The 19279-nt window shown below is 62.7% G+C and carries 18 protein-coding genes and 1 pseudogene; 11 read left to right on the top strand and 8 right to left on the bottom strand.

All coding sequences use genetic code 11. The features are described 5' to 3' along the window. Window positions 1–46 precede the first annotated feature (46 nt). Window positions 47–226: a hypothetical protein gene (locus D3879_RS08830; protein WP_119953736.1), complete on the top strand. Its 180-nt coding sequence runs from the start codon at window positions 47–49 to the stop codon at window positions 224–226. Here the strand turns inward: D3879_RS08830 and D3879_RS08825 are convergent. From D3879_RS08825 to D3879_RS08815, 3 genes are all read right to left on the bottom strand, one after another. After that, window positions 223–1422: a multidrug effflux MFS transporter gene (locus tag D3879_RS08825; RefSeq protein WP_119953735.1), complete on the bottom strand. Its 1200-nt coding sequence runs from the start codon at window positions 1420–1422 to the stop codon at window positions 223–225. The genes D3879_RS08830 and D3879_RS08825 overlap by 4 nt on opposite strands. Window positions 1423–1544: 122 nt before the next feature. Then, window positions 1545–4682, bottom strand: coding sequence for an efflux RND transporter permease subunit (locus D3879_RS08820; protein WP_119953733.1), 3138 nt, complete (start codon window positions 4680–4682; stop codon window positions 1545–1547). A 12-nt stretch (window positions 4683–4694) separates the two neighbouring features. Beyond that, window positions 4695–5873, bottom strand: coding sequence for an efflux RND transporter periplasmic adaptor subunit (locus D3879_RS08815; protein ID WP_119953731.1), 1179 nt, complete (start codon window positions 5871–5873; stop codon window positions 4695–4697). A 148-nt stretch (window positions 5874–6021) separates the two neighbouring features. Here D3879_RS08815 and D3879_RS08810 point away from each other — a divergent pair, with 148 nt between their 5' ends. After that, entirely contained in the window at window positions 6022–6642 is a 621-nt protein-coding gene (locus D3879_RS08810) for a TetR family transcriptional regulator (protein WP_119953729.1), read from the top strand. Between the two features lie 280 nt (window positions 6643–6922). On the opposite strand, the gene D3879_RS08800 is transcribed toward D3879_RS08810, so the two are convergent. Continuing rightward, window positions 6923–7117, bottom strand: coding sequence for a heavy-metal-associated domain-containing protein (locus tag D3879_RS08800; RefSeq protein WP_119953725.1), 195 nt, complete (start codon window positions 7115–7117; stop codon window positions 6923–6925). A 155-nt stretch (window positions 7118–7272) separates the two neighbouring features. Between D3879_RS08800 and D3879_RS08795 the strand changes: the two genes are divergently transcribed. From D3879_RS08795 to cueR, 3 genes are all read left to right on the top strand, one after another. Beyond that, entirely contained in the window at window positions 7273–7665 is a 393-nt protein-coding gene (locus D3879_RS08795; RefSeq protein ID WP_119953723.1) for a hypothetical protein, read from the top strand. A 79-nt stretch (window positions 7666–7744) separates the two neighbouring features. Next, window positions 7745–10180 (top strand): heavy metal translocating P-type ATPase, encoded by a 2436-nt coding sequence (locus D3879_RS08790; protein ID WP_119953721.1) that lies wholly within the window; start codon window positions 7745–7747, stop codon window positions 10178–10180. A gap of 93 nt (window positions 10181–10273) precedes the next feature. Next, on the top strand, window positions 10274–10675 hold the full coding sequence (cueR, locus tag D3879_RS08785) for a Cu(I)-responsive transcriptional regulator (protein ID WP_119953718.1): 402 nt from the start codon (window positions 10274–10276) through the stop codon (window positions 10673–10675). Between the two features lie 111 nt (window positions 10676–10786). Here cueR and D3879_RS08780 read toward each other — a convergent pair. From D3879_RS08780 to D3879_RS08770, 3 genes and pseudogenes are all read right to left on the bottom strand, one after another. Next, window positions 10787–11002, bottom strand: a pseudogene (locus tag D3879_RS08780) (EamA family transporter); the annotation flags it as partial. Window positions 11003–11158: 156 nt separating this feature from the next. Then, on the bottom strand, window positions 11159–12052 hold the full coding sequence (locus tag D3879_RS08775) for a PA4780 family RIO1-like protein kinase (RefSeq protein WP_119953717.1): 894 nt from the start codon (window positions 12050–12052) through the stop codon (window positions 11159–11161). 193 nt (window positions 12053–12245) lie between these two features. Then, window positions 12246–13136, bottom strand: coding sequence for a LysR family transcriptional regulator (locus tag D3879_RS08770; RefSeq protein WP_119953714.1), 891 nt, complete (start codon window positions 13134–13136; stop codon window positions 12246–12248). 104 nt (window positions 13137–13240) lie between these two features. On the opposite strand from D3879_RS08770, the gene D3879_RS08765 reads away from it, so the two are divergent. The 5 genes from D3879_RS08765 (at window position 13241) to D3879_RS26820 (ending at window position 17340) form a co-directional block, all read left to right on the top strand. After that, window positions 13241–13882 carry an NAD(P)-dependent oxidoreductase gene (locus tag D3879_RS08765; RefSeq protein ID WP_119953712.1) on the top strand — a complete coding sequence of 214 codons (642 nt, stop codon included), beginning with the start codon at window positions 13241–13243 and terminating at the stop codon, window positions 13880–13882. 434 nt (window positions 13883–14316) lie between these two features. Next, a complete protein-coding gene (locus tag D3879_RS08760) occupies window positions 14317–15801 on the top strand; it encodes an ArnT family glycosyltransferase (protein WP_119953709.1) in 1485 nt (494 codons plus the stop codon). Further along, entirely contained in the window at window positions 15798–16799 is a 1002-nt protein-coding gene (locus tag D3879_RS08755; protein ID WP_238474217.1) for a glycosyltransferase family 2 protein, read from the top strand. Before D3879_RS08760 ends, D3879_RS08755 begins: the two co-directional genes overlap by 4 nt. Further along, a complete protein-coding gene (locus D3879_RS08750) occupies window positions 16796–17176 on the top strand; it encodes a GtrA family protein (RefSeq protein ID WP_119953704.1) in 381 nt (126 codons plus the stop codon). The genes D3879_RS08755 and D3879_RS08750 overlap by 4 nt, the downstream gene beginning before the upstream one ends. Further along, window positions 17176–17340 carry a ChbG/HpnK family deacetylase gene (locus tag D3879_RS26820; RefSeq protein WP_218567815.1) on the top strand — a complete coding sequence of 55 codons (165 nt, stop codon included), beginning with the start codon at window positions 17176–17178 and terminating at the stop codon, window positions 17338–17340. The genes D3879_RS08750 and D3879_RS26820 overlap by 1 nt, the downstream gene beginning before the upstream one ends. Before the next feature lie 144 nt (window positions 17341–17484). Here D3879_RS26820 and yedA read toward each other — a convergent pair whose 3' ends face one another. After that, window positions 17485–18396, bottom strand: a complete 912-nt coding sequence (gene yedA, locus D3879_RS08740; protein WP_119953701.1) for a drug/metabolite exporter YedA — start codon at window positions 18394–18396, stop codon at window positions 17485–17487. 295 nt (window positions 18397–18691) lie between these two features. Between yedA and D3879_RS08735 the strand changes: the two genes are divergently transcribed. Next, on the top strand, window positions 18692–19150 hold the full coding sequence (locus tag D3879_RS08735) for an Lrp/AsnC family transcriptional regulator (protein ID WP_119953700.1): 459 nt from the start codon (window positions 18692–18694) through the stop codon (window positions 19148–19150). Window positions 19151–19279: the final 129 nt, after the last annotated feature.

The following is a 19279-nucleotide window of genomic DNA, read 5'->3' as shown; positions in this document are numbered from 1 at the left end:
TGCGTGCGGACTAGACTGCACATTCTTCGATCAGCGGGAGGCAGCCATGAACATCCTTATTCGTACGCTCTCCAAGCCCCAAGGGACCTGCTGGCAGGTACGCCTGGATCAACATGCGGTGACCTTTCGCAGCGAGGCCGAGGCTCGTGCGTTCGTCGCCACCCTCGAAGCGCGGCTGCGCGCGCCACACGTTTTCCCAGCCATAGAGCAACGAGTCGCCGGCTAAGGGTACGGCCCCAAACCGTGCGGTGAGGTTGGCCCGGCGCGAGCGGTGAGCTGCGCGATCACCACTGCCGAGACACCACACAGACTGATCACCAGCGCCATCGGCAAGGCAGTGCCATTGTGTAGCGCACCGACCAAAGCCGCCGCACCGGCGGCTACGCCGAATTGCAAACAGCCCAGTAAAGCCGAAGCACTGCCCGCATGCGTGCCCTGCCCGGCCATGGCGCACGCGGAGGCGTTGGGGATGATGCAACCGAGGCTGGCGATGCAACCAAAGAGTGGAATCAGTAGCGGCCATAGTGCCGCCGGGCGCAGTGCCGTCAGCCCGAGCAGGATCAGCGCACAAGCCAGGTAGAACCACACCACCCTGACCAACCAATACGCCGGGCCATGGCGGCGCAACATCCGCGCGTTGACCTGAGCCATTAGGATGAAGCCCGCCGCATTGCTACCGAACAGCCAACCGTAGTGCTCGGCCGGCACGCCATACAGTTCGATGAACACGAACGGCGAACCGGCGATGTAAGCGAACATCCCGGCCATCGCCACCCCGCCGGTCAACGCATGACCGATGAACTGGCTATTGGCGAACAGCCGCTGGTATTGCCTGAAGGCACCGCGCAGTGGCGGGCGCGTCAAACCAACGGGGATGGTCTCCGGCAACCAGAGCGCAACACCTACTGCGCACAACGCACTGAACCCGGTCAGGCAATAGAAAATCGACTGCCAGCCAAAAACCCCCAACAGCACACCACCGGCGAACGGCGCCAGAATCGGCGCCAGGCCCATCACCAGCATCAGTTGGGAAAACACCTTGGCCGAATGGATAGGGTCACAGAGGTCGCGCACCACCGCGCGCGACACCACCATCCCGGCACAGCCGCCAAGCGCCTGAACGAAACGGGCAGCGATCAGCCACTCCAAGCTCGGAGCCAGCGCACAAGCCACCGACGCCAGGGTGAACAGCAGCACGCCGACCAGCAGCGGCCCGCGCCGGCCATAACGATCCGCCAGCGGCCCATAAGCCAACTGGCCGATCGCCAAGCCGATAAAGTAGACCGCCAGTGACAGCTGCACATGTTCGACATCTGTCGCGAAAACCCGCGCCAGCGTGGGAAAACTCGGGAGGTAAAAATCGATCGCCAACGGTGCGAAAGCGCTTAACGCACCGAGGATCAAGAGCACTCGTAGATTCATCGGATATCCAACAACAGACGCACTCAGCAATGTAGGGTGGTTGCACCCACCATCGGTGCCGAAGGCACCGCCAACAGGCGGCCGGCCCGTTGGCTCGGTTGGTGGATTGCCCCCCTACTCTTCTACTCGTCGTGAACCACAGCCTCGGGGGTCTTATCTTTGCTGAGCTTCGCTGCCGCCGACTCCACCAACAGGTAGAACATCGGAATCATGAAGGTCGCCAGGATGGTCGCGGCCAGCATGCCACCAATCACCCCGGTACCGATCGAGTGGCGGCTGGCCGAACCCGCGCCGCTGCTAATGGCCAAAGGTACGCAACCGAGGATGAAGGCCAGCGAGGTCATCACGATCGGCCGGAAGCGCAGCTTGGCTGCCTCCAGCGCCGACTCGTAGATACCCATGCCTTGTTCCCGGCAGAGCACGGCGAACTCGACGATCAGGATGGCGTTCTTCGCCGCCAGACCGATCAAGGTCACCAAGCCGACCTGGAAGTACACATCGTTCTGGATACCCCGCAGCCAGATCGCCAGGATCGCGCCGAATACCGCGAAGGGCACCGCGGTGACCACTGCCACCGGCAAGGTCCAGCGCTCGTACTGCGCGGCGAGGATCAGGAACACCATGATCAAGCCGAAAACGAACGCAGTACTGCCGGAGCCCTGGGACGCCAGCTCCTGGTAGGCCGAGCCAATCCAACCGATGCTGTAATCCTCGCCCAGCACCTGATCGGCCACCTCTTGCATGGCCGCCAGCGCCTGCCCCGAGCTGTAGCCCTTGGCCGGCCCGCCGAGCACCTTGGCCGCCGGGTAGACGTTGAAGCGCGCGTAGCTGTCTGGCCCAAGGATGCGCTGCACGCTCACCAGCGACGACAGCGGCACCAGGTCATTGCTGGCCGAGCGCACGTAAACCTGGCTGAGGTCTTCCGGCTTGCGGCGGAACTCCGACTCGGCCTGCAGGCTGACCTGCCAGGTTCGCCCGTAGAGGGTGAAGTCGTTGACGTAGTAGCTGCCGAAGGTCGCCTGCATGGCGGTGAACACATCGTTGACCGCCACGCCCAAGGCACGTGCCTTGGTGCGGTCGAGATCAATGTAGTACTGCGGCACATCGGCGTTGAAGGTGGTGTTGACCCCCGCCAGCTCAGGGCGCTTGGCCGCCTCGGCGAGGAACTTCTGCACCATCGCTTGCAGCTGCTCGCTGCTGCCACCGCTGCGATCCTGGATGTACGCCTCGAAGCCACCGGTGGTACTCATACCGGTGATCGGCGGCGGATTGAACGTCATCACCACCCCATCTTTCTGCTTCGCGCCCATGGCCATGAACTCATGGGTCAGGTTGCGCGCGTCCAGCTCCGGCGTGGTCCGCTCGTCCCAATCCTTCAACGGCACGAACGAAACCCCGGCGTTGCTGCGAGTGCCAAAGGTGAGAATGTCGAAGCCGGCAAAGGTCACCACATCCTGCACCGCCGGGTGCTTCATCAACTCCTCGGTGACGGCACCGGTGACTTTCTCGGTACGGGTCAGCGAGGCCGCTGGCGGCAGGAAGTAGGCGTTGAGCACATACCCCTGGTCCTCGTCCGGCACCAGAGAGCCTGGCACCCGGCCAAACAGCACGACCATCAGCGCGATCATCCCGCCGAACAGCAACAGACCCACCGCCGAGCGCTTGAGAAAGAATTGCACCCCGGCGCCATAACCGGCGGTGGCACGATCGAAGACCCGGTTGAACCAGCGGAACGGCGCCGCCGGCTCATGCTCGCCGGGCTTGAGCAGCAGTGCGCAGAGTGCCGGCGACAAGGTCAGCGCCACCAGCCCGGAAACCGCCACCGAGACCGCGATGGTGATCGCGAACTGTTTGTACATCTGCCCAGCCAGGCCACCGAGAAAACCGACCGGGATGAATACCGCACAGAGCACCAGCACGATCGCGATGATCGGCCCGGTCACCTCTTCCATCGCCTTGATCGCCGCGTCACGCGGGCCGAGCTTCTCGGTGCGCATTACCCGCTCGACGTTCTCCAGCACCACGATGGCGTCGTCCACGACGATACCGATGGCCAGCACCATGCCGAACAGGGTCAACAGGTTGATCGAGAAACCGAGCATGTACATACCGGCGAAGGTGCCGATCAACGACACCGGAATCGCCAGCACCGGGATCAGCGTGGCGCGCCAGTTCTGCAGGAAGACGAAAACCACCAGCACCACCAGCGCCAGCGCCTCGAAGAAGGTGTGGATCACCTCCTTGATCGAGACCTTGACGAACTTGGTGGTGTCGTAGGGGATCTTGTAGGTGATGCCCTCCGGGAAGCGCTTGGCCAGACGCTCCATGGTCGCCTCTACCGCATCGGCGGTGTCCAGGGCATTCGCCCCCGGCTGCAGGTAGATGCCGAATGCGGCATTCTGCTGGCCGTTCAGCGAGGTCATCAGTGAGTAGTCCTGGGCGCCCAACTCGACCCTGGCGACGTCCTTGAGCAACAGGCTGGCACCGGTCGCATCGGTGCGCAGGATGACGTTCTCGAACTCCGCCTGTTTGGTGAAGCGACCCTGGGTAGTCACCGTATAGGTGAAGTCCTGCTCCTGCTTGAGCGGCTGCCGGCCAAAGCTGCCGGCGGCGAACTGCGAGTTCTGCTCCTGAATCGCATTAACCACATCGCTCGGGGTCAGGTCGTACTGTGCCAGCTTGTCCGGCCGCAGCCAGATGCGCATGGAGTAGTCCTTGGAGCCGAACTGGCTGGCGTCGCCGACACCGGGCAGACGCTTGATCTCATCGATCACGTTGATCAGCGCGTAGTTGCTGATGAAGATCGGATCGCGCGAATTGTCCGGCGAGTACAGGGTGATCACCTGGAGGATGTCGGAGGATTTCTTCTCCACCTTCACCCCTTGTCGGCGCACCTCCTCGGGCAATTTAGCCAGCGCCGCCTGCACCTTGTTGTTGACGTTGATGGTGGCCTGGTCCGGGTCGGTGCCGACCTGGAAATACACCGTCAGGCTCATGGCCCCGCTGCTGTCGGAGTTGGACAGCTGGTAGATCATGTTCTCGACACCGTTGATTTCCTGCTCCAGCGGTGCGGCCACGGTTTCCGCGATAACCTGGGAGCTGGCGCCCGGATAGGAAGCGCTGACCGAGACCTGCGGTGGCAGGATCTCCGGGTATTGGGCGATCGGTAGCGCACGCATGGCGGCGAGGCCGGCCAGCACGATGACGATGGAAATGACCGTGGCGAAGATCGGTCGGTCGATAAAGAAGCGCGAAATCACGTTAGGCGCTCCTTAGGACTTTTTGGCGGGTTGGGTTTCAGACGGTTTGGCGCTGGCCTCGACCGCCTTGACCGGCTGATCGGGGCGCACCTTCGGCAGGCCCTCGACAATCACCCGGTCGCCGGCGGCGACGCCGGACTCGATCACCCAGCGACCGCCGGAGGTCTGCCCAGTGGCGACCTGGCGCACCCGCGCCATCCCCTGGTCGTCGACCACATACACGAAGGTGCCACGCGGCCCCTGTGCCAGCGCGCGCTCGGGCACGGTCACGGCATTCGGTCGGCTGATGCCTTTGATCAGCACCCGCACGAACTGCCCAGGCAGCAGTTTCTGCTCAGGATTGGGCACCACGGCACGGGCGCTGACCGTGCCGGTGCCGGTATTGACGAAGCTGTCGGTGAAGTCCACCCGCCCTTCGAGTGGGTAGGCGCTGCCGTCGCCGAACTTGAGCACGGCAAACAACTTACCGTCCGCCGGCAGCACCAGCTCGCCGCTCTGCACCCCGTCACGCAGGCGCTCGGCCTCGGTGTCCGGGTAGGCGAAGTTGACATAGAGCGGATCGAGCTGGGTCAGCTGGGTCAGCAGGCTGGTATTCGGATCGTTCGCCGCGACCAGGCTACCTTCCGAGCGGGTTTCCTTGCTGGTCATGCCCGAGATCGGCGCTTCTACCGTGGTGTAGTCGAGGTCGATCTGCTTGGCCTGCACCTCGGCCTTGGCCGCCTCGACATTGGCCTTGCTCTGCTCGAAGTTGGAGATCGCGTTATCCAGCTCGCTCTCGCTGGCGTAGCCCTTTTTCTCCAGCTCGCGGATCCGCTTGAGATCGCGACCGGTCTGCCGATAGCGCGCCTCGGCTTGGGCGAGCGCGCCCTTGGCCTGCCCGAGAGCGGCCTGGTAAGACCTGGGGTCGATGCGAAACAGAATTTGCCCCTGCTTGACCCGACTGCCCTCATCGTAGGTGCGCTGCTGCAGAATGCCGCTGACCTGCGCCCGCACCTCCACCTCGCGGTAACCAGCGGTGCGCCCGGCGTACTCTAGCTCCAGCGGAAAGGGCGCGACGCTGACCGTTTCCACCGTGACCTCTGGCGCAGGCGGGGCTGCAACAGGGGCGTCGGCCGCCAGTGCGTACTGTCCCAAAGCGGTACTGAGCGCAAAAATCCTGAGGACAGAAGAAAAGCGGCGAGCAAACAACATAGAGGTCTCCATGACAAGCCAAAGCGGGCGAAAGCAACCGAGCAGCGATGCTAATTACATACATTCATGCTTGTAAACAGAATATCGGCATAAAACTCATTACACTCAGTCCCCAAACAAGAGCCTAGCCAGAAATACCCTAGCCGCCATGCGCCGCACTAAAGAAGAAGCCGAGAAGACCCGCAGTGCCATCCTCCTGGCGGCGGAAATGCTGTTTCTGGAAAAGGGCGTGGCCCACACCACGCTCGAGCAGATCGCCCGCAGCGCCGAGGTGACCCGCGGTGCGGTGTATTGGCATTTCCAGAACAAGGCCCATTTGTTTCACGAAATGCTCAATCAAGTGCGCCTGCCTCCGGAGCAAATGGCCGAATTCCTATCCTGCTGCAACGAGCAAGACCCCCTGCAGACTCTGCGCAATCTCTGCGTGGAAGCCCTGGAGAACCTGGCACGGGATGAACAGCGGCGGCGTATCCTCACCATCCTGTTGCACCGTTGCGAATTCACCGATGAGTTGCGTGACGCCGAAGACCGCCACAATGCCTTTATCAACCAGTTCATCGCCCTCTGTGAGGAGCTGCTGAGCCGTGCCGATGCGCGCGGCCGCCTGCAACCGGGCATGACCCCGCACCTCGCCGCTCGCGCCCTGCACGCGATGATCGTCGGCCTGTTCAGTGACTGGCTGCGCGACCCGACGCTGTTCGATCCCTTGCACGACACCGCCGCGATGATCGACGCATTGTTTCGCGGCTTGGCCCGCGACTGGCAATAGCAGCGAGCTTTGTAGGGTGGGCTTCAGCCCACCGAATACCTTGCATCGGTGGGCTGAAGCCCACCCTACGGACTCACCGCGTAACCCTCCTCGCGAATTGCCGCAGCTACCGTTTCCCGCGGCAAGTGACTGGCCACCCGCACCTCGCCGGCGGCGATATCCACCTGCACCTCGGCCTGCGGATCACGCGCTTGCAGCGCCTGAGTGATGGCCCGCGCGCGGCTTTGTAGGGTGGGCTTTAGCCCACCGAAAACCTTGCATCGGTGGGCTGAAGCCCGCCCTACGGACTCACCGCGTAACCTTCCTCTCGAATTGCCGCAGCTACCGTTTCCCGCGGCAAGTGGCTGGCCACCCGCACCTCGCCGGCGGCGATATCCACCTGCACCTCGGCCTGCGGATCACGCGCTTGCAGCGCCTGAGTGATGGCCCGCGCGCAGTGTCCGCAGGACATGCCCTGCACCTTGAACGTTTGCATGCTTACTCTCCTGAGTGAACGGATAACTGAATCTTGTGCTTCAAGCATCGACCTTGCCCCCTGGGTAAGGTCAAGACCGTGACCGGCCTAAACTTGTCGACAACCCACAACTCGGCCAACATTCCAGCAGGCTCTTGCCGACCAGGAGGTGTTGCATGCGTCGCTTCAACCTTAGTTGGCTTGCCGTACTGGTGCTGCCGCCCTGGGCCTTGGCTGAAGTACCCGATGCCAAGACGCCACAATCCGACGGCTATGGCGTGCTGATCATCTCCCGCGAACGTTTAGAGGTCGCCAATCCCTGCGACATTGGCCTGTATTTGCAGGATCAACTGGCCGCACGCCTTTACCAGGGGCAGTCGGTCTCTTTCAACTTACCGCCGGGCACTGTCTCGGTGCGTCTCAGCCTGGTTGGCCCCGGTATCTGTCGGCCTGGTATCGCCCAGCTCAAAAGCCAGTTGATCAACCTGCGGGCCGGTGAAATCCGCAAATACCGCATCGCCCTCAGCACCGAAGGCCTGTACCTGCTGGCGGCCCCGACCAGCCGCTGAGAATAAGTTCTGAGCAAAGGCTTGACCTTGCCCAGGGGTCAAGGTTGATCCTGTGGGCGAACTCACAGGAGATCGCTCCATGTCCAGCTTGACCGCCTTCGACCTGCCCATCGCCGGTATGACCTGCGCCAGCTGTGCCGGCCGCGTCGAACGGGCTTTGCAGAAAGTCCCAGGGGTACAACGCGCCAGCGTCAACCTGGCCACCGAGCAAGCGCGCATCGAGGCGGCCGACACCGACCTGCCGGCCCTGATCGACGCGGTGGAAAGCGCCGGTTACCAGGTCCCCAGCCAGCGCCTGGAACTCGCCATCGACGGTATGACCTGCGCCAGCTGTGTCGGCCGCGTCGAACGCGCCCTGGAAAAAGTCCCCGGAGTGCGCTCGGTGACCGTCAACCTGGCCAGTGAACGCGCGCATCTGCAAGTGCTCGACAGCCTCGACAGCAGCCTTCTCCTCCAAGCCATCGAGGCCGCCGGCTATCACGCAGAAAGACTGGATGAGAGCCGCCCCGCCACCTCTCCCGAACAGCACCTGCAACACGAACGTTGGGCCGTGTTGCTGGCGATTGCGCTGGCGCTGCCACTGCTCGCACCAATGTTGCTGGAATGGTTTGGCCTGCACTGGATGTTGCCGGTCTGGGCCCAGTTCGCCCTGGCCACGCCGGTGCAGTTCATCCTCGGCGCGCGCTTCTATAAAGCGGCCTACAAAGCCGTGCGCGCTGGCGCCGGGAATATGGATCTGCTGGTCGCGTTGGGTACCAGCGCGGCCTATGGCCTAAGCCTCTATCAATGGTGGACGGCCCCCGCCGGCGCCATGCCGCACCTGTACCTCGAAGCCGCTGCCGTGGTGATTAGCCTGGTGCTGCTCGGCAAATACCTGGAAAGCCGTGCCAAGCGCCAGACCGCCAGCGCCATCCGCGCCCTCGAAGCGCTGCGCCCGGAGCACGCCATTCGCCTGCGCGACGGTCACGAAGAGCCGGTCGCCATTGCCGCGTTGCGGCTGGACGATCTCATCGTGGTCAAGCCCGGTGAGCGCTTCCCGGTAGATGGCGATGTCATCGAAGGCCAGAGCCACGCCGACGAAGCGCTGATCAGCGGCGAAAACCTGCCGGTGCCCAAGCAACCCGGCGACCCGGTTACCGCTGGCGCCATCAACGGCGAAGGCCGGCTGTTAGTGCGCACCCGCGCCCTCGGCGGGGAAACCGTGCTGGCGCGGATCATCCGCCTGGTGGAAGACGCGCAGGCGGCCAAGGCGCCGATCCAGAAGCTGGTGGATAAGGTCAGCACGGTCTTCGTCCCGCTGGTCATCGCCATTGCCGCCGCCACTCTGCTCGGCTGGCTGAGGGCCGGCAGCTCGCTGGAAACCGCGCTGCTCAACGCGGTGGCGGTGCTGGTGATCGCCTGCCCCTGCGCCTTGGGCCTGGCCACACCGACTGCGATCATGGCCGGCACCGGCGTGGCCGCGCGCCACGGCATCCTGATCAAGGACGCCGAAGCCCTGGAGGTCGCCCATGCGATAAGCGCCATTGCCTTCGACAAGACCGGAACCCTGACCTCGGGCACCGCGCAAATCGTCCACCTTGCCTCTTTATTGGGTCCCCGCCTTCGCGGGGATGACGGCGGCAAAGAGGATCACGGTGTTGGCGGGGATCACAATGGTTTATTGCAACTGGCGGGGGCGCTGCAACGGGGCAGCGAACATCCATTGGCCAGGGCCGTGCTGGCCGCCTGCCAGGCGCGCGGCCTCGAGGTGAGTAGCGCCACTGCCAGCCAGGCGCTGGCCGGTCGTGGCATAGCCGGCACCGTGGACGGTCGCCAACTGGCCCTGGGCAATCGCCGACTGTTGGCAGAAAGCGGCTTGCCGGCCGGCGAACTGGCGGCCTCGGCTCAGGCCTGGGAGGCCGAGGGCCGCACCCTGTCCTGGCTGATCGAACAGGCGCCGCAGCCCCGGGTGCTCGGCCTGTTCGCCTTTGGTGATAGTCTCAAGCCTGGCGCCACGCAGGCGATCCGCCAGTTGAACGCGCGCGGCATCCGCAGCCACCTGATTACCGGCGATAACCACGGCAGCGCCCAGGTTGTGGCCGCCGCTCTGGGGATCACCGATGTACATGCCGAAGTGCTACCTGCCGACAAATCCGCGATCATCGCCCAACTGCAAAAAAACGCCGTGGTGGCGATGGTCGGTGACGGCATCAACGACGCCCCAGCCCTGGCCGCCGCGGATGTCGGCATCGCCATGGGCGGCGGCACCGATGTGGCCATGCACGCGGCCGGCATCACCCTGATGCGCGGCGACCCACGGCTGGTGCCGGCGGCGCTGGAGATCAGCCGGCGCACCTACAACAAAATTCGGCAAAACCTGTTCTGGGCCTTTATCTACAACCTGGTCGGTATTCCGCTGGCGGCTTTCGGTCTGCTCAACCCGGTGCTCGCCGGAGCCGCCATGGCGCTGTCCAGTGTCAGCGTGGTGAGCAACGCGCTGCTACTGAAAACCTGGAAACCTAAAGATCACACCTAACCCGTGCGGTGCCCGACGTTGAACCTGTAGGAGCCAGCTCTGCTGGCGATCGCGAGCAGAACTGGCTCCTAGCAGAATGACCTGGAGAGAGTGATGAACATCGGCCAAGCAGCCAAAATCAGCGGCCTGAGCGCCAAAATGATTCGTTATTACGAAGCCATTGGCCTGCTCCAGCCAGCCAGCCGCAGCGACAGCGGCTACCGCCGCTACAATGCGCAGGACTTGCACACCCTGGCGTTTATCAAGCGTTCACGCGACCTGGGGTTTTCGCTGGAGGAAGTCGGCAAATTGCTCGCCCTCTGGCAAGACCGCCAACGCGCCAGCGCCGATGTAAAAGCGCTGGCGCACCGCCATATCGACGAACTCAACCTCAAGATCGCCGAACTCAGTGGCCTGCGCGACACCCTGGAGGATCTGGTCGAACACTGCCACGGCGATCAGCGTCCGGATTGCCCGATCCTTAAAGACCTGGCGTCGAATGGCGCTTGCCACTGAAGAAGCAGCGCTCGGTGGAGAAAAAAAGGTTAGCCACCCTACCAACTGACCAGCCGCCGCAACAGATCTTTTGGCAGCACGGTGATCGCCAGCCCGACGAACACCAGTGCGCAAGCCAGCCAGGGCGCGCAGCGTGGGGCGTTCACCCAGCAACAGCGTGGCGATCAGCACGGTAAAGAACACCTGGCTTTGCAGCACCAGCGAAGACAGCCCGGCTGGCATACCCAGATGCATGCCGACGAACAGCAGGCCGACCTTGATCACCACGAAGTTGATGCCCCAAATCAGGGTCACCAGCAAGGCGAGCAAAGCGTGAGGCAAGGACATGGCGAACGCTCCGAGGTGGCTCAGAGCACGCTAGCAGCTTGTCTGGGGAATGTATGAGTACCGTTACTGGGCAACAGTCGGCGTCGATTCAGCCGCAAGCTGGGTTTCGCTAAAAAACGGCTCTACCCAGCCTACGGATAAGGCTTCAGTCGAAGCCTACTGCAGCCACGGCGGCGGTGGCGGTTCTTCGGCTTTCGGTGGGCCATCCACCTCGGCGCGGGCGGCCTGGCGGCGGATCTCGTCCAAACGCGCCGCTTCGATTTCGCGGATCACGCCATCGACATCGGCCAACTCCTCCGGCTCGTCGAATTCGCCAGTCAGCGGGCTGAGCGGATGCAGGGTGCCGGCCTCGTACAGCGCCCACATTTCCTTGGCGTACTTGGTAGTTTTCAGCTCCGGGGCGAAACGGCCGAAGTAGGTGGCCATGTTGCCGACATCCCGCTCGAGCATGCTGAAGGCGTGGTTATTGCCCGCCGCGTCCACCGCCTGCGGCAGGTCGATGATCACCGGGCCGTCGGCGTCGAGCAGTACGTTGAATTCGGACAAATCGCCATGCACCAACCCGGCGCAAAGCATCCGCACGATCTGGCGGATCAGGAAGGTGTGGTACTCGCGCGCTTGCTCCGACTCCATCACCACATCATTCAAACGCGGCGCCGCATCGCCGTAGCCGTCGGCCACCAACTCCATCAGCAGCACGCCTTCGAGGAAGTCATACGGCTTGGGCACCCGCACGCCGGCGTTGGCCAGGCGGAACAAGGCGGCCACTTCGGCGTTCTGCCAGTTGTCTTCCTGTTCCTTGCGGCCGTATTTGGAGCCCTTGGCCATGGCCCGCGCATCACGGCTGTTACGCACCTTGCGGCCTTCCTGATACTCGGCGGCCTGGCGGAAGCTGCGTTTGTTCGCTTCTTTGTAGACCTTGGCGCAGCGCAATTCTTTACCGCAGCGCACCACATAGACGGCGGCTTCCTTACCGCTCATCAGCGGGCGCAGCACCTCATCGACCAAGCCATCTTCAATCAGGGGTTCAATGCGTTTTGGAGTCTTCATCAGTTTTTATCGCGGGTCCTTTGTTGCTTGGAGTCTGTCGATCTTAGAACGGTTGTACTGCAAAAAGCCTGAGCCCGACAGACTCCTGGATTCAGGTGTTGCCAAGCTCAACAGCTGTAATGTGCGCCATCCTCTCACAGCGCGCCGCAGATGCCGACCACTGAACGCGAAGTGGCGCGCTTATGTGTTGAACTCAGACGGCGAGTAAGTGTTGCCGCAGCGCCTCGATGGCGTAGCGCACTTTGGCCGGCTGCGCATCGCGCCGTGGGGTCACTATATAGATGCCGAGTTGTGGTGCTTGCCACTCCGGCAACACCCGCAGCAGCCGACCACTGGCCAGCTCGGCACGGATTTCCGGCTCCGGCTGCAGGGAAATGCCCATGCCAGCCAGGGCAAACTCGCGCGCGGCGATGATGTTGTTACTGCAGATCCGGCTGTCGATCCGTAACCGCTGCTCCGCCCCACCCGGCCCGCGCAGGATCAACTGCTGCGGCTGCGGATTGGCACTCAGGCTTAGCCAGTCCAGGCCAATCAACTGCTCCGGCCGGTCGATCGGGCCTTGGCGCGCCAGATAAGCCGGCGCCGCGCACAGCACCGAGTTCCAGTCGGCAATATGCCGCGCCACTAGGCTGGAGCTTTCCAGGTTGCCGACGCGGATGGCGATATCGATGCGCTGCTCGATCAGATCGATCTGTTCATCATGAAAGAACAGTTTGAGCCTGAGTTGCCGGTGCGCCGCCAGCAATGGTGCCAACGCCGCGCACAGCCGTGCGCCGGCAAACCCCACCGGTGCGGCGATACGCAGCTCACCGACCGGCGCATCGCGCAACTCGGCCAGCCGCTGTTCGGCCTGCTGGGCCAGTTCCAGGACCTGCGCGCAGCTGCGGTAGAAGGTGGCGCCAGCCTCGGTGAGGGTCAGCTTGCGGGTGGTGCGGTGCAGCAGGCTGATCTGAGTGCTCTCCTCCAACCGACGGATCTGCTGGCTAACCGCCGAGGCCGTCATGCCCAGTACCTCGGCGGCGGCCACCATCGAGCCGTTGTCCACCACCGTGGCAAACACCGCCATACGTTTTAACTGCTCCATTATTAAGCCCTGCTTAATTGTTAAAGCCTTTTTAGCCTATTTTTCTCACATTTATCCATCTGAGATTATCTTTCCCGTCGAATCACCACACTTGGAGACAGCTCATGAAACTCGCACTGATCGGCGCCAGCGGCTTTGTTGGCGCAGCAGTTCTGCAAGAAGCCTTGAATCGCGGCCATCAGGTCAGCGCTATCGTCCAGCACCCGGAGAAGCTGCCGCGACACGCCAATCTGACTGCGCTAAAGGTTAATGCCTATGACGCCGCCGCAGTCGCGCAGGCTGTCGCCGGGCATGACGCGGTGATCAGCGCCTTCAACCCAGGCTGGGGCAAGGCGGATATCCGGGCGCTGTTTATTCAAGGTAGCCAAGCCATCGTGGCCGGGGTCAAGCAGGCCGGAGTGGAGCGCCTGCTGGTAGTCGGCGGTGCCGGCAGCCTGTACGTCGCACCGGGGCTGCAACTGATCGATACCCCGGACTTCCCGGCCAAATACCGAGACGGTGCGGAGGGCGCACGCCAGGCCCTGCAACTGCTGCGCGAAGAACACTCACTGGACTGGACCTTCCTCTCCCCGCCGGCGCTGCTGCAACCGGGCGAGCGCACTGGGCAGTTCCGCCTCGGTGGCGAACAGTTGCTGATGAATGGCGAGGCGCCGGCCAGCATCAGCGTCGCCGACCTGGCTGTAGCCCTGCTCGACGAGACCGAGCAGCCACAGCATCGGCAACAGCGCTTTACCGTCGGTTATTGATCACGCGCGGCCGTCCTCAACGACCGTATCAAGCAACGTCTCAGCCCCGCGTGCGGGGCTTTTTATTGCCGCACAAACCTGCAACCGGCGCCAACCGAGCCTCGTTACCTGAGCGCTAGCTAAGGCGCAATTTTTCACAAACATTCGATTAGCCCCACCGCAGGCTTTCTCTGGTGGACGCCCAGCGAATGCTACGGGTGTCCGCTCGGCGCTTATGTGCTTTGTCGCAATGCCATCTTTACTTAATACAGACGGTGCTGTGCGGCCGCTACGGCAGAGCCTGCTCATCGACCAAGATTTTTACCAACCGGATAACCGCAGGGTAGCGCGATGATTAGCCAGAATCGTTTGACAGCCTTCAACCCCAGTATCAGCGCTGCTGTACCGAGCACGGCCAGCACGCTTCGATGTCGCGTTTAGAGGCCGTTTCCCCCATGCAAGATTCTCGACACCTGACCTGGCAACGCACGGCGCTCTTGGTTCTCCTGGCCCTGCTGGTCATGCGTGTGGTCTTGATGTACTACATCCCGCTGACCGACACGACCGAAGCCCGCTATGCCGAGATTGCCCGCAAGATGCTGGAAACCGGCAACTGGGTAACCCCGCTGCATGACTATGGCGTGCCGTTCTGGGCCAAGCCGCCGCTGTCGACCTGGCTGTCAGCCTCGGCCATGGGCCTGTTTGGGCAGAACGCGTTGGCCGCACGACTCCCCTCGTTATTGGTCTCACTCGCCACGCTGTGGCTGACCTTCGATCTCGCGCGGCGGCATAGCGGTCGAGATGCCGCAACCGCGGCGACGCTGTTTCTCGCCGGTGGTCTGTTGTTCTTCATCGCCGCTGGCAGCGTGATGACCGACCCCGCCTTTCTGTTTTGCGTCACATTGAGCCAAGTGGCGTTCTGGCACGCTATGCGCCAGCCAGAGCGCCTGTGGCGTTATCTGTTCTTTGTCGGGCTGGGCCTCGGCTTGCTGGCCAAGGGGCCGCTGGCTCTGGTGCTCGCCGGCCTGCCGATTTTCTTCTGGGTGCTGCTCCGCAAGCAGTGGCAGGACCTCTGGCATAACCTGCCGTGGATCACCGGCAGCCTGCTGATGCTGGTCATCGCGCTGCCCTGGTACCTGCTGGCCGAAGCGCGGACCCCCGGCTTTCTCGACTACTTCATCATGGGCGAAAACGTCCACCGCTTCCTCGACCCTGGCTGGCACGGCGACAAGTACGGCTTCGCCCACAACACCCCGCACGGGCTGATCTGGCTCTATGCACTCGGCGCCCTGTTCCCCTGGTCGATCGCCATGCTCGTCTGGCTGTTCCGCCAGCGCCACCAGCTCAGTGCATTGCTGCCGGATCAGGAAGGCTGGCTGCTTTATCTGTGCCTATGGACGGTGATGACGCCGCTGTTCTTCAGCCTCTCGGGCCATATCATTTTCCCCTACTCGTTGCCCATGCTGCCCGGTTGCGCACTGTTGTTCGCCGAGCTGTGGAGCCGTGCGCGCAGCCCTTCCGAGCGCAGCAGCCTGCCCTGGATCGCCGCTAGCACCGGGGCACTGTTCGGCGTGCTGTTGCTGCTCAATGCCCTGAGCTCGGATCAGTTCCTGCGCACGCAGAAGGCCGTGATTGCCGCCTGGCAGCATGCGCAGCCGACCCAGGACAGTGCTCTGGTGTACTGGGACAGCCGCCGCGAATTCTCTGCCGAGTTCTATTCCGCCGGCCGCGCGAAAACCACCCATGACGCCGCGCAACTCGAGCAACTGACCGACCACCCGAGTCGCGATTATCTGGTGCTCAACGCCGCCGACCGCCCGCAACTCCCCGCCGAGCTGTTGGCGCGTTTCGAACAGGTCGCCAGCATCCCGGTGAGAAAAGACCACATACTGTTGTTGCGCGAACGCAACGGATTCAGGACCAGTCAGGTGAAGCCATGATGGACACCTTTGTGCACTCCTACCCCCTCGAACAACGCGCGATCCAGCGCCCGCTAGACCCGCTGGTGAGCTGCATCATCCCGGCCTACAACGAAGAAAGTAATATCGTCCCGATGCTGCAAACCCTGCACCGTGTGCTCAGCACGGCCGGCTACCGGCATGAGCTGTTGGTGGTGGACGACGGCAGCCAGGACGACACCGTCAAGCGTGTCTGCAGCGAAACCATCGGTTTGCCGGTGACCCTGATTCAGTTGTCGCGCAACTTCGGCAAAGAAATGGCCCTGACCGCCGGGATCGACCATGCCCAGGGCGATGTCGCGGTATTGATCGACTGCGACTTTCAGCATCCGCCGGAAAGGGTGCCCGAGTTCCTCAGGCAATGGCGCAACGGCTATGACATGGTCTACAGCGTACGCCCCTACCGCGGACACCAGAGGCTGGCGACGCGGCTCTTCACTCGCACGTTCTACGCCCTGGTCAACAGCGGCACAGCGCACAAGATTCCGCAGAACACTCAGGACTTCCGCGTGCTCGACCGCTGCGTGCTGGACGCCCTGCGCCAGATGCCGGAACGCAACCGCTTTATGAAAGGGCTCTACAACTGGGTGGGGTTTTCCCAACTGGCCCTGGAAATCGAATACCAGGAACGCCGTGCCGGCACCAGCAGCTTCAACTTCCGCCGCTTGCTGAGCCTCGGCATGACCGGGATGACTGCCTTCTCCAACATGCCGTTGCGCATCTGGACCCTGCTCGGCAGTTGCATCTCGCTGCTGGCGATTGCCTACGCCGGCTGGGCGTTCTTGCGCACACAGCTGTTCGGCAACCCGCTGTCCGGCTGGCTAACCCTGACGGTGGCCATTACCTTCCTCTGCGGCGTGCAACTGTTATCGATCGGGATTCTCGGCGAATACATCGGGCGGATCTTCAACGAGGTGAAACAACGGCCGACCTACCTGATCAGCAAAATCACCCGATTCAATGAACCCGGCAAACCATGAGTCGTGAACTGTTCTGGTTTGCCATCGTCGGCGTAACCGCCCTGCTGGTGCATTTTCTGGTGGTCAGCCTACTGGTGCCGCTGGGCCTGGCGCCCTTGTTCGCCAACGTCCTGGCCTATCTGGTGGCCTTCCAGGTAAGTTACTGGGGCCACCGCCTGAAGACTTTCGAGGCGGGGCACTTGCCCCACCGCCAGACCTTGCCGCGCTTTTTCGCCGTGGCCAGCTTTGGCTTTCTGCTCAACGAGACGCTGTATTTCATCCTGCTGTGCACCACTCCGCTGGACTACCGCGTAGCGTTGCTCATAGTGCTGCTGGTGGTGGCTGGGGTGACCTTCGTCTTGAGCCGGCTCTGGGCGTTTTACGGGGCCAAGGCCTAGTGAAACGGCTGACGCTGTGCGCCGACGATTTCGCCCAATCGCTGTCCATCAGCGCAGCCATTTTCGAACTGCTCGGCCAGCAGCGCATCTCTGCCACCCGCGTCATGAGCCAATCGCCGCTCTGGCCAGAGCTAGCCAAAGACCTGAGGGCAATGGCCACATAGACCGCCATCGGGCGGCACTTCAACCGGCTTCCCGACTTCATCGACGGACACCAGCACGTATATGCACTACCGGTGATCAGGGTGGGCCGGAGGCCGACGCGCAGCAGATCATGAACAGGCTCCTAGGTCGGCCCCGGGCGAGCATTAATCAGCCGCAGCCGCCAGTTCGTCCTGACGCTGGCGCCACTGCGGCAGGCCGATCAGCAGCACCGCACTGACGATCACCACCATCGCCAGCCATTCCGCACTGCCGATCTGTTCGCCAGCGAAGAGGATGCCGAGCAGCACTGCCACCACCGGATTGACGTAGGCATAACTGGTCGCCGCCGCCGGACGCACATGCTTGAGCAGGTAGAGGTAGGAACTGAAGGCGATGATCGAGCCGAACAGCACCAGATAGGCCAAGGCGCCCCAACCGGCGGCGCTGGGCATCTGCGTCAGCCGCTCGCCACTGAGCAGGCTACCGATCAGCAGCACCGCGCCCCCCACGAGCATCTCCGCCGCACTGGCCATCGGTCCGTTGGGTAACGGCAGTGACTTGCCCCACATCGAACCAAACGCCCAACTGGCCGCGGCGAACAGGATCAACGCCGCGCCCGCCGGGCTCGCCTGCAAGTTCGAACCCAGGTTAAGCAAGGCGATCCCCAGCAGGCCGAGGGCAATGCCGGCCCATTCCAATTTGGTATTGCGCTGGCCCCAGAACATCCCGAACAACAAGGTGAACAGCGGCACCGTCGCCACCGCCAACGCCGCCACGCCGGAAGCTACGCCCCAATGTTCGGCCACCGTCACCCCGCCGTTGCCGCAGGCCAGCAGCAGAAACCCAATCTTCCCAGCCGCGCGCCATTCACGCCCGGTTGGCGCCGGCACGCCACGCCAACGCAGCCAGGCATACATCAGGCAGCCGGCGACGAGAAAGCGGATACCAGCCATCAACAGCGGCGGCCAGGACTCCACGCCGATACGGATAGCCAGGTAGGTGGAGCCCCAGATCAGATACAGCGCGGCAAACGCACCGAGCAGCAACAGGGGAAAACGGACGACGCGCGTGCTCATGCTCGACTCGACAAGGCGAAGAAGTGAGCGGATAGTTTATGAGGCTTATCCAGGAGAGCTAATAGCGAACAAACGTTTATTAGCGTGAAAACTTTATTCTCAATGGTATTTTTAGCGAATAACCAACGATTCGAAATTTGCGAGTTAGGCCGTGTGAAAACGTAGCGAGCGAAGGTTAGACAAGGCAAAAACAGATGAAAAAGCGCAGTTTACGTAGTGTAAATGAGCATTTTGAGCCTGTTTTTAACGCGGTATAACCGAGCACAGTAGTTTTCACACGGCCTGGAGTTTCAGCATGGATAAATACGACCGCCTGATTCTGACCGCCCTGATCGAAGACGGCCGCCTGTCATTTGCCGAGTTGGCGCGGCGGGTCAACCTGTCGCCACCCGCCGTCGCCGAACGGGTGGCCAAGCTGGAGAGCAGCGGCGTGATCAGCGGCTATCAGGCCAATGTCGACGTCAGCAAACTCGGCCTGCCGATCGAGTGCATGATCGAGCTGCGCATCGCCACTCACCAATCGCACTCAAGCCTGGCGGCACTCGAACGCTTCCCAGAGCTGACCAGTTGCTACCGTGTGACCGGCGATGCCTGCGTGATCATGCACGCCGCCGTCGCCTCGATGAACGAGCTGCAATCGCTGATCGACCGGCTCTCGGAGTACGGCGCGAGCAAGACCTCGATCATCCTCTCCACCCCCTTCAATGGCCGGGTGCCGACTTCGCTGTTGCAGCCGGGGAATGGCCAGCACTGAGGGCTTGGGTTTTGTAGGAGCGGATTCATCCGCGAACAAGAGCGACTCGGTGCTGCCCCATCGCGAATAAATTCGCTCCTACACCCTGTGTCCGCTCCATACAGAACAAAAAAAGGCGGCACCGCCGAA

It is taken from the genome of Pseudomonas cavernicola (genome assembly GCF_003596405.1).
In the GTDB taxonomy this organism is placed as follows: Bacteria; Pseudomonadota; Gammaproteobacteria; order Pseudomonadales; family Pseudomonadaceae; genus Aquipseudomonas; species Aquipseudomonas cavernicola.
This window is presented reverse-complemented; position numbering and strand designations above follow the sequence as displayed.